The organism is Enterococcus rivorum (assembly GCF_001742285.1).
GTDB lineage: Bacteria > Bacillota > Bacilli > Lactobacillales > Enterococcaceae > Enterococcus_L > Enterococcus_L rivorum.
This window is the reverse complement of record NZ_MIEK01000005.1, coordinates 1-14105: the sequence shown is the minus strand read 5'-3', so window position 1 is coordinate 14105 and position 14105 is coordinate 1. Positions and strand designations below refer to the sequence as shown.

17 protein-coding genes are annotated in these 14105 nt (G+C 36.1%); all 17 read right to left on the bottom strand.

Annotated features, from left to right (window positions below):
- Position 1: 1 nt before the first annotated feature.
- The 17 genes from BCR26_RS02605 to BCR26_RS18445 all read right to left on the bottom strand — a co-directional run bounded on the left by BCR26_RS02605 (position 2) and on the right by BCR26_RS18445 (position 13913).
- Positions 2-1087 carry a hypothetical protein gene (locus tag BCR26_RS02605; protein ID WP_069697413.1) on the bottom strand — a complete coding sequence of 362 codons (1086 nt, stop codon included), beginning with the start codon at positions 1085-1087 and terminating at the stop codon, positions 2-4.
- A gap of 335 nt (positions 1088-1422) precedes the next feature.
- Complete coding sequence (locus BCR26_RS02595) at positions 1423-3252, bottom strand: immunoglobulin-like domain-containing protein (RefSeq protein WP_069697411.1); 1830 nt, start codon at positions 3250-3252, stop codon at positions 1423-1425.
- On the bottom strand, positions 3227-4333 hold the full coding sequence (locus BCR26_RS02590) for a hypothetical protein (RefSeq protein ID WP_069697410.1): 1107 nt from the start codon (positions 4331-4333) through the stop codon (positions 3227-3229). Before BCR26_RS02590 ends, BCR26_RS02595 begins: the two co-directional genes overlap by 26 nt.
- Positions 4334-4348: 15 nt before the next feature.
- Positions 4349-4705 (bottom strand): pilin, encoded by a 357-nt coding sequence (locus BCR26_RS02585; RefSeq protein ID WP_069697409.1) that lies wholly within the window; start codon positions 4703-4705, stop codon positions 4349-4351.
- Positions 4702-4878 (bottom strand): hypothetical protein, encoded by a 177-nt coding sequence (locus BCR26_RS18455; protein ID WP_169818849.1) that lies wholly within the window; start codon positions 4876-4878, stop codon positions 4702-4704. The genes BCR26_RS02585 and BCR26_RS18455 overlap by 4 nt, the downstream gene beginning before the upstream one ends.
- A 15-nt stretch (positions 4879-4893) precedes the next feature.
- Positions 4894-5079: a hypothetical protein gene (locus BCR26_RS02580; RefSeq protein ID WP_069697408.1), complete on the bottom strand. Its 186-nt coding sequence runs from the start codon at positions 5077-5079 to the stop codon at positions 4894-4896.
- Between the two features lie 69 nt (positions 5080-5148).
- Positions 5149-6375 (bottom strand): M23 family metallopeptidase, encoded by a 1227-nt coding sequence (locus tag BCR26_RS02575; RefSeq protein WP_069697407.1) that lies wholly within the window; start codon positions 6373-6375, stop codon positions 5149-5151.
- A 14-nt stretch (positions 6376-6389) separates the two neighbouring features.
- On the bottom strand, positions 6390-6692 hold the full coding sequence (locus BCR26_RS02570) for a hypothetical protein (protein ID WP_069697406.1): 303 nt from the start codon (positions 6690-6692) through the stop codon (positions 6390-6392).
- A gap of 2 nt (positions 6693-6694) precedes the next feature.
- Entirely contained in the window at positions 6695-7027 is a 333-nt protein-coding gene (locus BCR26_RS02565; RefSeq protein ID WP_069697405.1) for a hypothetical protein, read from the bottom strand.
- A 63-nt stretch (positions 7028-7090) separates the two neighbouring features.
- Positions 7091-9727: an MSCRAMM family protein gene (locus BCR26_RS02560; RefSeq protein WP_069697404.1), complete on the bottom strand. Its 2637-nt coding sequence runs from the start codon at positions 9725-9727 to the stop codon at positions 7091-7093.
- A gap of 78 nt (positions 9728-9805) precedes the next feature.
- Complete coding sequence (locus BCR26_RS02555) at positions 9806-11101, bottom strand: hypothetical protein (protein ID WP_069697403.1); 1296 nt, start codon at positions 11099-11101, stop codon at positions 9806-9808.
- Between the two features lie 12 nt (positions 11102-11113).
- Positions 11114-11317 carry a hypothetical protein gene (locus BCR26_RS02550; RefSeq protein WP_069697402.1) on the bottom strand — a complete coding sequence of 68 codons (204 nt, stop codon included), beginning with the start codon at positions 11315-11317 and terminating at the stop codon, positions 11114-11116.
- A gap of 13 nt (positions 11318-11330) precedes the next feature.
- The gene (locus BCR26_RS02545; protein ID WP_069697401.1) at positions 11331-11552 is read right to left on the bottom strand and encodes a hypothetical protein; all 222 of its coding nucleotides are present in this window, start codon (positions 11550-11552) and stop codon (positions 11331-11333) included.
- Positions 11553-11898: 346 nt separating this feature from the next.
- Positions 11899-13143 carry a glucosaminidase domain-containing protein gene (locus tag BCR26_RS02540; RefSeq protein WP_069697400.1) on the bottom strand — a complete coding sequence of 415 codons (1245 nt, stop codon included), beginning with the start codon at positions 13141-13143 and terminating at the stop codon, positions 11899-11901.
- Positions 13097-13477, bottom strand: a complete 381-nt coding sequence (locus tag BCR26_RS02535; RefSeq protein WP_139124858.1) for a hypothetical protein — start codon at positions 13475-13477, stop codon at positions 13097-13099. The genes BCR26_RS02540 and BCR26_RS02535 overlap by 47 nt, the downstream gene beginning before the upstream one ends.
- A gap of 123 nt (positions 13478-13600) precedes the next feature.
- On the bottom strand, positions 13601-13738 hold the full coding sequence (locus BCR26_RS18450) for a hypothetical protein (protein ID WP_169818848.1): 138 nt from the start codon (positions 13736-13738) through the stop codon (positions 13601-13603).
- Between the two features lie 37 nt (positions 13739-13775).
- On the bottom strand, positions 13776-13913 hold the full coding sequence (locus BCR26_RS18445) for a hypothetical protein (protein ID WP_169818848.1): 138 nt from the start codon (positions 13911-13913) through the stop codon (positions 13776-13778).
- Positions 13914-14105 lie beyond the last annotated feature (192 nt).

Sequence of the window (14105 nt, the reverse complement as noted above, 5' to 3'; positions counted from 1 at the left end):
ATTATTCCTCCCTATCCAGTTCATATAGTGACAGTAGCTCTCTGTGTAATTTATTTGCAAATTTAACCAAAAATTCTATTTCAGAGTCTTCAGCATTTTTTCTAATATCTAAATTTATTGTTAAATCTGGATTTGCAACTGCTCTGCACTCTTTTGTTTCTAGGATAACAATGCATCTTTTACTATTTTTTAATTCTTCATACAGAGTTTTCGGATTTTTCATAAACTTCTCATGGATCTTCATTCCATAAGAATCCTCATATCTAAGCAATTCCTCTTCACTAAAAAAAGGAAGAAACAACTGTGAAGTGCGTCCTCCTACTCCTTTAGCTAAAACCAACTTATGAGTATCATTTTTCAGAGAAATACCTCCACTAAGAGGGAATAAAACAAATTTCTTCTGCACTCGAATTTTTACAAAAGAATACTTTAAAGACACCCTGACATACTGCTTCTGTGTAGCAAATGTTCCATCAGGAAGAGCCTGACCTTCAGCTTCAACGGCTTCTAATTTTACATACGGTTTCCAACGCTCTGAAACAATCAATATTTGAGAGTTAGGATCTCCTACTAAATCAAAACTATTGGCAATAACACGTTCTAGACTATTTAAACTAATCCTCAGCAAAACTAATGAAACTAAGTATGGGAAGAATCCTTCAAACATTTTAATAGGAATGATTGATTCTGTTACTGCTGCATACGTTTGAGGGTTTAAAAGTTGAACTTTTAAAGCAATCGCCCAAAATAAAAGCAACTTCAAAATTTTTTTGCCATACTTTTTCCATGAACTATTTCTCAACATAACCTTTGTACTAAAAAGCAAAAGATACAGTGTAAGTAAAGCATTTAAAAATACAGGGAAAACACCTAACAACTTTGAAAAAGCAAAAGCAGCTTCTTTTTGATTTGAAACATACGTTAATAAAAACTGCTTTCCAATTGCTAACACTCCTAGCCAGCAACCTACCCTTAGCACAATCCAATTAAATTTTTTGTAGATATAACTAGCATTTAAAACTTGCACCGTCCAAAACTCTAGAGTTTTAAGTTTAACCTTAAATTCTCTCCAATTTTTTGTTGTCATACTTCCTCTCCATTTTCCTATTTTTTTTGCAATCATCTTTTTTTTTCATTAAAAGTAAAATTACTAATAAACCAGACACAACGACATTAGCAATGAGAACAAGTAATGCTAAAAAAACAAAAAAAGCTAGTATTGGCAATTGAAAACCAGTCATTATTCGACAAAATAAAAAAAAGTACAACTTTGTCGAAACCGATAAATATATAATGTAGCTTGATAGTATGATTACTAGATAGTAAAATTTTGTAAAAATATTCATCACTTATTCTCCTTAAATTCCTGTCGTAATGTACAAAAGTAGCTAGATAATTTCTATCTAGCTGCTTAGCGTTTGCTTATTTTTCCAAAACCAATTCTAAAGGTGTTTCTAATTTTAATGTAAGCTCTTCACTTTTTTTATGACTTTCTTCATTGGCTACTTTTTTTTCTGATACAAACTTAGGCTCTTCAATAAGGATTTCTTGAAATCCTCTTTCAAATTGTTGCTCCTTTTTAGGTAAAACGGTCACTTTTCTAGTTAAAGTTGTCATTTGACCTTGACGATCGGATACTTGATAAATGACGTCATACACTCCTGCTACACTCGTATTAACATTGTTCGTGACTTGAATCTGATTCGTCGGAATAGCTCCGTCTTCTGTATCGGTTACTGTCACGCCTGCTAATGGATCAAAAGAACTACTTAATTCAATTTCAATATCATTTGCACCATGAATAACGGGTTTGTCATTCACCACTTGAACAATTATTGTTTTCGTCGTTGTTTTTCCCATACTATCAGTAGTGCTGTAGGACAACGGATACTGGCCAACTTCATTTGTGTTGATTGCAGCAAATAATTCTTTATCAATGCTTACCACTAACGGAAGCCCTAATTTGTCGTCTTCACGATCTGTTGCAGTTACACCATTCAGCAAGTCGGCTTCAGTAATTGAAGAGCCAACATGTATTGTTATATTTTTTGTGCCATGAATAACTGGTGCTTCATTTTCAACAACTACTGAACGTTCAACTTTCTCTGACTGTTTCCCATATTGGTCTTGTACTTGATAAACTACTTTATACGTTCCTTCTGTAGTAATATCGACTGTGTTTTCTAGCACGTTCTCTGTTGTAACAGGAATTGTTGTACCATTAAATGATGTTGCAGTTACGCCAAGTAATGGATCAAAGGCTTGATTGATTTCATGATGAACGGTTGGTACGTTAATTGCTGGTGGCCCATTCACAACTTGAACTGCTGCTGAAGCAACTGTTTGAATTCCTGTGCTATTCACAACACTGTAATCGACACTATAAACCCCTTCTACTTCCACGTTAACTGTAGAATTAAGAACAGTAATATTGGCCGTTACATCCCCATCTATTTCGTCCTCAGCTCGAATATATGCCAATGCATCGAACGAATGACCAATCACTTGTTGAATTGGATCTTCAGATAGATAGATTTCAGGTTTTGACGCAACAAAAACAGGAATTTTTGCTACAGCTGATTTTCCAAATTTATTTGTTGCAATTACGATAAAGGATTGATTTCCAACTTCACTCATATTTAGTCCTGTTGTATCGATGTAAATTGATACATTAGGATCTAAAGTGTCGTTCACTTGAATGTATCTATAAGGATCAAACAGAGAGTTTTTAACGAGCACAATTCCTTCTTGATAATTTATTGTAGGTGTACTTTCAATAACAACTGGTGGTTCTACAGGTTTTTCTGGTTTATTCGGTTTTTCTGGTTTATTCGGTTTTTCTGGTTTATTCGGTTTTATTGGATCAGTTGGTTTTGGTAACCCTGGATTAGTAAGTAATTTTTGTTGATCTTCTTTCTGTTTCGTAATAACCCTTGCTACAGCACGCAATTCTTGCAAAGTTAATTCAGCAGTAGAATTACTAGTACTTTTTTTGGGGGATTTCTTAGAATCAACATCGTATTTTTTTAATGTATCCTTAGCTATATCTTTTTTCTTTTTTGGAAGCTTGATTGCGTCGTCTGAAGATTCAAACGTGCGATCACTAGAAGTTTCTGTCGAAACTTTTGAGCTCTGAGATTGCTCTTGGCCTGATTGCATGCCAATTGCTACTGTAGCAATTACTCCTGTGCACACTAAAACCCCCAATGCAACATACAAGCTTTTTTTAGTTATCTTTTTTTGTATTTTCATTAGAAATAAACTCTCCTCCTAAATTCTCTAACCTTTTCGTCCAAATTTTTTGATTTTCGGCATCTTTTTCTTTAATGAAAAATGAAATCATGTCTTTACATGTTTTTGCTGTTTCAATCAGTTCTTCTAAATCAGAATCTTTGATCTTATTTTGGATGGTTTGGGCATCGTCAATTTTCCCCTCTCGGATTTTATAAACAGCATTAACTTTGTAAGTCTCTAAAATTTCTTTTTTTAGGGTGTCACTCTTCAGTGTTTCATTCAATATCTCAGCTTCCATTGGTTGCCGTAATTTAATATAGGCATGAGCTAACATTGCTTGATATTCCTTTGTTAGCTTTGTTGTTTGAAGCTTTATGACATTTTCCCAATCTTCTTGATAAAAGGCTAAATTGAACGCTCCTTCTTCAGTAGGGAAAGAATCTTGAAATGTTTCTAGGTCTTTAAACTTCTTCTTTTCTACCAAATACTCAACAATAAGAACATGATCTTCTGGAAATTTGTTACCAACTTCTATCGCTGATTTTTTTTCTAATGCAGCTACTATTTTTTTTGAAGGATCGTTTTGTTTTTCTCCAGCCGATTGGGAAGTCACCGTTTGAGCTGGAGGTGTCACTTTTTTTGAGAACTCCCTCCCAGCAAATGTGAACCATAAAATTCCTCCCATAACTGTAATGAAAGCTATTAGAAAAATTACTAGTACTGTTTTACTATTCCATGTACTCTTAGCTTTCTTTTCTTTAACGTTGTTATCAGGCATAGGTGATCCATTTCGGCCGTCGGCAAATGAAGTGGCTAACTCTTCAACAAACTGATCTATTTCATTTTGATTATCAGGATAGTTTGATAATAGTTCCTGCTCTACATAAGAGATTAATTCTTGACCATACCCCTTACCAAGTGGAATAGAAGCCGAAAATTCATCAATAACAGTTGAACCTTTTATCATAATTTTCACTGATTCAGAAGATTTCGCTGCCATTATTCGTTGTTCTTCCGAATACAAGAGTTTAATTCCCTCATAAATGGTAACTGCCTTTTTAGGAAATCGTTTGTTTTCAGAAAATTGAATTGTTAACATACGAAACCCTCTTTCTTATTTCATCATTATTGATTGAAGCATCAAGTTGAATTCAACCATTGCTGCTGGAGTATTTGACCAAGTACCTGTTGATGTTTGTAGGTAGGTCATTATTGTAGTGGCTGAAAATGCAAGTACCAGTCCAATTCCTGCATGAACCATGTGATCTTTCCCAGCACTGTGTTTCTGTGGCTCTTTAGACATAAAATCCATACAACCTAAAATGAATTGTACAGCAGCATAAATGCCCATTCCTGCGAGTAGCCATGTTTTAAAATCGGTCATAATATTTTTGAATATATCTCCTGGTGAGTTTGCAGCTGTTAAAATTACGTTGCTTCTGATTAATAGGTTTAGCATGTGAAATTTCATTGATGGTGCCCTCCTTGTTTTTGTGATAATACATTCAGATTGTTAAGTAAATAATCTAACTCTAAGCTGAGTAGCCAGTCCTCATAGACAATTCCCTCTTTTTCCATCATTTCCTTTACTTTTTTCCTAACTTCGTCTTTCTTTGCTTTAGTCATATTTTTTAATATGTCCATTAATTCAACCCCCTATTAATATTTAGACTTTCTTTTGTCCAGCCTTTTGAAAATTAGTAGTGCTCCTGCTAACAGAATAGTGATTGCTAAAGTAATTCGATAATCTTTTACCACAACGTACAAATAAAACATTAATCCCAAAACTGCCAAACAGCCTACAAATGCTACTAGTAAAAATAATGCTTTTTTCATTGTGCTCATGTTAATTCCTCCAAATGATTCGTATTTTTTTATTTAACTTCTTTTGCGTAACGTTTCTCTTTCTTGTTATCAATGTAAAAAAATCAGCGGATCAACAAGCTTCTCAGGTAGTAGAGAACTATCTTGACAGATTTCGACATGTAGGTGTGGTCCGGTACTATTTCCTGTAGAACCAACAAAGCCGATTACTTGTCCTTGTGTAACAATATCGCCAACACTGACCGAAATCATTGACTGGTGAGCGTACAAGCTCGTTATACCGTTTGAATGTTGAATAGCGACATAATTTCCCCATGAGTCGTGATATTGTGCAAAAATGATTGTCCCAGCCGACATGGCGTGAATCGGTGTGCCTTCAGCTGCTGCAAAGTCAACACCTCTATGATTATCTTCCCCACCAAACGTATCTGTAATTGGTTCTTCTGTTGTTAACGGTTGAGTAAATTGTCCGTCCTCAGCTATTACTTCAGCTTCTGGAAAATCGTATTTTGTTAGTTCATATGTTTCAATCAACTGATTGAGTTTTTCGTTGTATTTTGTATCACTTGCATACACACCTGTTAGGCTCTGTGTGGCGTTTTGATAAGTAGTTGCTACACTTTTCCAAGTACCTTGATAAATTGCTTCATTCCACGTAACACCGCCTTTTAAAAGATCGCTGTAATCTTGAAATGATTCTTTAAATGATGGGTATTGTCGGAAAGACGATTGAATCATGTACAGGTTTCCTGTCCCATCGTCCTCTTGTGTGTTAAATGTGACAGATTGTCCTTCAAATTCGCCTTTAATCCCAAATAAATTATAATAGGGTGCTTGACTCAATTGACTGCTGCCACTTCCTGATTCCAATATGGCTTGGGCAATCATTACTGAAGCAAACAAATCATTTTCAGCAGCAACCTTTCGAGCTTCATTGCCTACTTTTTTTACAAATTCTTCGGTTGTCAAATTTCGCTCAATTTTTGTGGACAACGGATCGGCCACTCCTTGCATTTGAACATCTGATACTACTTGCTCTTCTGGCTGATAATTAGTTACTGCTTCTTGCGATGCTTGATTTTCTGGCTCTACAACGTGGCTACTTTCAGTGGTTGCTTCTGGTATGCTTTCAGTACTTTTTTCTGTAGATTGCTCTGTGAGTAACTCACTGCTGCTAGTAGTTGTTTCGGTTGATTCTTCGATTGTTGACGTGCTTAGTATCGTTTCTTCTTGTTCAGCTGCATAAGCATAACTAATAACTGGAAGAGAATGAAACGCTAATAGCATAACTGTGATTAATGTCATTGTTTTTTTCAAGAACTTTTTCCTCCTTACATAGCTAACAGCTGCGACTTTTTAATTTGGACCGACACTGATACTGATTTTTTGTGGTTAAGTTGCAGAGAAAGTAGCTGGTTATGACTCTGAAGCAATTGATTTTCTAATTGGATTTGATTTAATTGTCTAAGTGCGTTATTCTTTTTAGCTTCTGAACGATTGGTTGTGTAGATTAATTGTTTGTTGTGATCTTGAAGTATTAAATTCTCTGTGTTTTTTTGTTCCAATTCAGAAAATAATTGTCTGTTACGTTGTTCTAAGTATTGAATACGCTCAAATATCTGTTTTCCATTCATTCTTATACACCTCTCTTGTATTTTCTCCATGCTTCCACGTCTTTTCGTGTAATACCTTTTGCTGTTTTAAAAGTATATACACTTGAACGAGCCGGCTGTGACTTTCTCATAAATATACCTAATTTTTTGTATCTCCCTGTTCCTTGAATAATAGGAATCACTGGATCACCTACAACTCCCAACACACGAATCGATGTGTATTTGTTATTTTGTCTCAACAGGTTGTTTCTCTCTAATTTCAGAGCCTCTTTTTTATGAATTTGAATCTCAATCAAATTATCTTGATTATCATATAGACCCGTAAAATCTGTGATAAACAGTGATAATGTTGGCATTCAGTTTCCTCCTTCCAAAAAAAAAGCAGCAAGTTATCAGTCGGGCTGCTCTATCATTTATATTTAGATTGTTTCTTTTGCTTTTTTAAGACGAAAATATTCATAACAAACTAGACTTGCTAAAATCACAAGACCTACTAATGTAATACTAACTTTTTCTTGTGTTCCTGTTTGTGGCAATGTCTTAATAATTGTTCTTCCGTCTTTTCCATCTTTACCAGTTGTAATTTTTGTAACTTCACGATCATTTTTCATTTCAAGTGTAACAATTTCGCCATTTTCCTTGATTTCAAATGGAATCAGCTTTTGATTAAGGACATATCCTACAAGAGCATGTTTTTCTCGAAGGAAATACTTACCTTTTGGTAGCTCGTCTTTCTCTAGCTTAATTTTTCCATTTTCATCTGTTTTTCTAGTGATAATGACTTCTTTTTGTTCATTTAGAAGTTCAAACGTTACATGAGCTAAGGTGTCACCGTTGCTACTATCAAATTTAGTAAACTCTAGTCCACCTTTAATGTAGTCATTAATAATTGGAAGATTTGCCATTCTATTTTCTGGTTGTCCTTCAAAAACGACTTTATTTCCCCAAATATCAATTGTGTAAACACCATTGTCACCAGTCATACTGTAGTCGAATTCAAATTCATGTTTTGTTGGATCTAAAACATGATTCTCGTCAACTTTTAATTCTTGAATGTAATATTTCCCTTCAGGAATTTTTTCTTTACTTGTTGACAACCCTTTTACTGTATTTGCTGTAGCAATTAACGCATCAGCTGGAGCAATTTCAGTGCCGTTCCCATCAACCATAGCTTCCGTTAAAAATAGCCCGAACGTTTTATTGTCAGATTCAACAATCTCGTACTGGGCTTTTTCTTCTTCAAATTTAGTGAATTTTTCTTCTGATTTATGGGTTCTAATCTCGATTTCTTGCATAAAATTCTTAACATCCTGTTCAGCTGTCACAACTTCAATTTCTTGACCAGCATATTTGAATTCAAATGGATAAGCTGTTGTATCGATCACTTGACCCGATGGTGCTTTTGTTTCAATCAATTCGTACGTTCCTAGTTCCAAATTTGGTAATTCTGCTTTTCCGTCTTTGTCTGTTGTAAGAGTTCCTACAATTTCACCGTCTTTGTAATGTAGCGTACCATCAGCAGTGATTTTGTCTTTGATATTTTTAATTACAAATTCAGCGCCTTCAGTGTTCACTTGTTCAGTGACAAAATCGTAGTCTTTCCCAAATTCTGTTTCTTTTGTTGTTGCACTAGTAATGGCTTCTTTAGTTTTGTTGATTTTAATTAAACCTTTTTGCGTGTGATTTTTGAAAACTACAGACGTTGTTTCATTTGCAACTATCGTTACTGTTTTTTCTTCTCCATGTGACACATAGCCAGCTGGGGCTTTAATTTCTTTTACTTTGATATTTGTTCCTTGATTCCACTTTCCGTTTGGTTTAAATTCACCTTTGTTATCGGTAATTGCTTTTTGAGTAGATCCGTCTGGATAAGTAATCAGCATTTCCATTCCTGGAATCGGCTTACCTGTTTTTTCGTCTAATTTACGAATCAAAAAGTCGCCCTGAAGATTAACTTTATAAGGAATATTTACTCTTGTTGGATCACTTACTTTTCCAACCATGTTGTTTTGTGTCCAAGGAGCTTCCAATACAATTGGAGAACCTTCATAGTCAGCTGGAATGTCATACTCAAATGTAAGTTTTCCTGATTCTCCTGAATTTTTTCTCGCAGTAAGTGTTACTTGATTACCTGATTTTTGGTAATCAATATTTGCAGTATTAAAAAGCGCTTTAGCCTTATAGTTTGAAAAAGCTCCTGTTGTATCTGTAATCGTAACTGGCTTGTCAATATCTAACGTTAATTCTTTATTATGAAAACTTGGAGTAGTGTAGAACCAGTTTACTTGTCTATTTACTTCATTTTTGAAATTTTGATAATTAGGCGTACCCATGACAATAGCATCTAACCTATTTCCTTGCAATTCCCATATCATCATTTGTGTTTGAAGCTCATTTAATAAACTAGGCTGTTTGTGATATCCGTAAAGAGCAATAATTGAAGCTTTTTCTAAAAAGTCATCATTTCGTAGAATTTGAACGTAACTATCATTCAATCCCACTGACATAGGAACTCCTAATTGTATACACCAAGAGACTTCATTGTTGAATCGTTTTCCATACCAACCAAATTCCTGAATAGAAGCACCATCTATACGTGTCCATCTAGTATCAGTATCAGGAATGTTCGTCCACGCAGGAACATCAATTACAATACCTGCTCTTGCCATTCTAAGAAACTGGTTACTATTAGCACTCATTATGTTAGAGTACTTTTGAATTTTCGCACCTTCTTCACGTGCAGACTCAGAATCATAAATATCGAATCGCTTTTCATATCCATCAAAAAATTTGAGCGCTTCATCATATTCTGTATTTTGTAAAACTGAAGAATCATCAATAGTTGTCTCTTTTTCATTCTTTGGCGTCGTTATTGATTCCGCAAAAGTAACAGTCGGCATTACCAACAGATTTAACAACATGACAATCAACATAAACACATTACTACCTTTTTTTTGCATTTCTTCATTTCCTTCCGTTTTCGTAATTAGTTTTGTATTTAGGCGAATTGAAAAAGTCCATCTTTTTGACGGACTTCTTGATCTTGGTCTCTTCACGTTCGTACCTCCTTAGAGTTAAAATTAAAAGAAAAGAAGTGAAAAGCATTTTCAGCTTTTCACTTCTTCAAATTTGTTTTATCCTGTTATTTCGTACGTATAACCTACGATTACCCCATGTTCACAATACACTGCTTTGACACGAACTCTATTTGCACCAGCATCAAACCCTGCAGCCTGAGCAGCAGCATAACTTGGATACAATCCTGGTTGTTCACATTGAGGACCATGTTGGTTTGTTGGAGGAGCTACTTGTCCACCACCAGTAGACTCATTCCCTGATCCTCCACCAGCACCACCTCCTGCGTTAGGGTTAGAAGGCTCTCCACCAGTATTACCTGAACCACCTCCTGCGTTAGGGTTAGAAGGCTCTCCACCAGTATTACCTGAACCACCGCCTTGATTACCGCCACCACCAGTCGCGTTATCTGTTGGGTAGCCACCACCTGTATTTGATTCATTTCCACCAGTGGCACCGGAGTTGTTATTTGTCACATTTCCTTGCGCTTGTTGTGCTACATTTTGTTCAGCTACTTTTGTTTGCTCCGCTACTTTTTTTACTTCTTCAGCTTTTTTCTTCTCTTCCGCTTCTTTTGCTTTTTTATCAATGTCAGCTTTTACTTTAGTAAGCTGATCGGCAAGCTCTTTTTTCGCTTTTTCATTCTTAATTTTATCTGTTTCTACTTTAGCAGCATCGTATAATTTACTATCTGTAGAAATAACCTTGTTGTCTTTAAACACCTTAACTACTGCCTGTTTAGCAACAGCGATTTGTTTCAATTGATTTTCTGTATTTAAAATCAATTCATTGACTACTTTTTCATAGGGAACTTTTGAATCTTGTTTGAAGAACTCCTTTTTCGTAGTCTCAACCGTTTCCGTTTTTAAATCGTCCACAATTGGTAAATCCTTTTTAACATCTGATCCGTTCATTGCTAATGTCTCTTTATCTTTTTTGTAAAGGTTGTTAATTGCTGATTGTGTTTTAAAGGCTGTTTCTAGCTTATCCATAGATTCAACTGTAGACATTTTTTCTCTGTTGTATTCAGAAAAATCAATTTTTTTATTTTTCTCTTCTGCTACAATAAAAATCGGATCTGTTTTTGATTTTAATTCGTCCACTTGACCTTCTGTAACACCTTTAACAAGAAAATTAGGATCTTTACTATCAAATAGTTTGTTAATATCCTTGTTCAACTCTTTTAACTCACCTGTAGCCTTATTTACAGTTTCTTGGGCCTCTGCTAATTTTTGCTTAGATTGCTCGTTAGCATAGACTGTACCGCCGATTCCGCCTACGGCAAGCACTGTAACGGCTGTAAGTAATATTTTTTTTGATTTTGATAACCCTTTGATTTGTTCTACTAATTTCATTTTTTTGTCCTCCTATAGTTTTTCCTTATTTTTATTATAGCAAACACTGTTATTACCGTCTTCTCTCAATTCTTCCAACTGAATAAAGTCAATCACCTTGAAAAGAGAAAGACAAAGGAGAATAACACTCACTGGATAATATTTATTGAAATCCAACATAAATAATACAAATACTATGACCAACACCGTACTAACTAACATGATTCCCTTTTTCACAATTAACTCCCCCTCATTTTAGTTTATAGAGAATTGTCCGAAATTCTTTACCTCGTTTACACTCTACCCAATGTTCATTCCACTTTTCCCTCAATGTTGCTCGTAAACTAGGTTTAGGATTGGCATAATGCTCTCTTGCTGAAGGAACATTCTCTAATATGTCCTCAATCGTTGACCAGCCGTTTTTTTTCAAGTATTCCTTGATATCTTCAATCATGACAGAATAACCTGTCACTGTTTCTCCACCTTTTGAACCGCCAATATTCCTGTGTGACCACTCTTTTATTTGACAATAATCAACTCACGTCCTGTTTGTTTCACAACTTCTTGCGCCCAACTTAACGTATCCTTCGACATTTTATTTAGATTCATTTTTCTGTTCACTCCTTCTCGTTTCAACTTTTCAATTGTCTTTAATCGTTCAGAAAATCCAATATAATAAACACCAAACCAACCAATAAAAATAAAATAGGTATGACTGTAGACGGGTCTGTCAAATCAATCGATGTGTTTCTTCAGTCACATTTCCAAAATCTGCAAGTTTTTCTCTAACTGACTTCTCTTTTTGACGGCAAACTTTTTTAGCCATTGGATATCACACTCATAGGATCAACAAGCTTTTCTGGTGTTAGTGTAGAGTCTTGGCAAATTTCTAAATGTAAATGACTTCCTGTACTGTTTCCTGTTGACCCAACAAAGCCGATCACTTGCCCTTGCATAACAGTATCGCCAACACTTACTGCAAATGCTGATTGGTGAGCGTATAAACTCACTAAGCCGTTTGAATGTTGAATAGCGACATAGTTTCCCCATGAGTCGTGATAGTGTGCAAAAATGACTGTCCCAGCCGCCATTGCGTGAATCGGTGTCCCTTCGTTAGTCGCAAAATCGACCCCTCTATGATTGTCTTCTCCACCAAAAGTAGACGTGACAGGGGCTTCTTCTGCTAACGGTTTCGTAAATTGTCCGTCTTCAGCTTCTGGAAAGTCATAGCGTGCTAACCCATACGTTTCAATTAATTGGTTCAGTTTTTCGTCATAATGAATGTCTGTGGCATACACGCCTGTTAAACTTTTTGTGGCGTTTTGATACGTACCGGCAATACTTTTCCAAGTCCCTTGATAAATCATTTCATTCCAGCTTACACCCTGTTTTAGAAGATCACTGTAATCTTGAAATGACTCTGTGAAAGACGGGTATTTGCGGAAAGACGATTGTATCGTGTACAGGTTTCCTGTTCCATCGTCTTCTTGTGTGGTAAATGAGACAGATTGCCCTTCGAATTCGCCTTTCATCCCAAATAAATTGTGGTTGGGCGCTTGACTCAATCGACTTGACCCACTACCCGATTCCAAAATCGCTTGTGCGATCATGACTGACGCAAATAAATCATTTTCTTCCGCAACTTTTCTTGCTTCATTTCCAACTTTTTTTACAAATTCCTCTGTCGTTTGATTCCGTTCTATTCTTAGAGGCATTGCTTCCCCATCTAACCGTTGAACGTCCGGTACTACTTGTTCTTCTGAAGGATACTTCGTTGGCACGTCTTGCGGTATTTGATTTAGTGGCTGTTCTATTTGACTACTTTCAGTCGTTGTTTCCGGTACGCTTTCAGTCGTTGTCTCTGTGGGTACTACTGGTTCAGGTTTTGTGTCTGTATTGCTTGTTTCAGTTGATTCAGGGATCGTCTCTGTACTGCTTATTTCCGTGGCTTCTAGGCTCGTTTCTGTGGTTGTTTCTGCCTCACTCTCCATCGCAAAACCGCTGATTGGACTCATGCTAAGGCATAGTGTACTGATGGTTAATAAGGTGACTATTTTTCTCATAAAAAAATTCACTCCTCTTCTTTTTACTTTTACGTGGAATAAATAACCAATACGGTTCTTGTCCCCCGTCTACTTCTTGAAAATCATGGGCAATTCGTCCAATGGGTATCCGTTGGATTCGTCCACCCCCATGTTGGATCTCTAAATATTGCACACGGTGCAGGGCACATGTCAGGTAAGTTTGAGGAAAATGGACATGTCGTTCTTTGACTAAATACGCGATCGTTCCGATCCGTGCTTGTCCGTCACCATGATAGTCTTTATACCGCGTCACAAACCGGTTCGGCACCGATAAAATGCGTGTTTCCGCTTGTCCTTCCTCTTTCCTATGCAACCAGCCCTCGTTCTTGATGCTTGTTTTCATCTGTTTGTCTCATACTGATTCTACTAAAAGAGCGAGTGTCCTTTCCTGTTAGTGGAACACCCGCTGCTTCTTTTCCTTTCTTTGTCTTCTATTTTACGGGAGTAACCCTTGTAAATACTCAAACACTTGGTTCGTTAATCCTGGGAATGTCACTTTCGCTACAGCAAAAATAATTCCGCCTATAACAACTGTGTAAATCATCCAACTTAATATGCTTGTCTCTCTTTCCATTCTATGTTCTTCCTTTCATTGGCTCTTTTTTTGGTGGTTACGGGAGTAACCCTTGTAAATACTCAAACACTTGGTTCGTTAATCCTGGGAATGTCACTTTCGCTACAGCGAAAATAATTCCGCCTATAACAACTGTGTAAATCATCCAACTTAATATGCTTGTCTCTCTTTCCATTCTATGTTCTTCCTTTCATTGGCTCTTTTTTTGGTGGTTACGGGAGTAACCCTTGTAAATACTCAAACACTTGGTTCGTTAATCCTGGGAATGTCACTTTCGCTACAGCGAAAATAATTCCGCCTATAACAACTGTGTAAATCATCCAACTTAATATGCTTGTCTCTCTTTCCATTCTATGTTCTTCCTTTC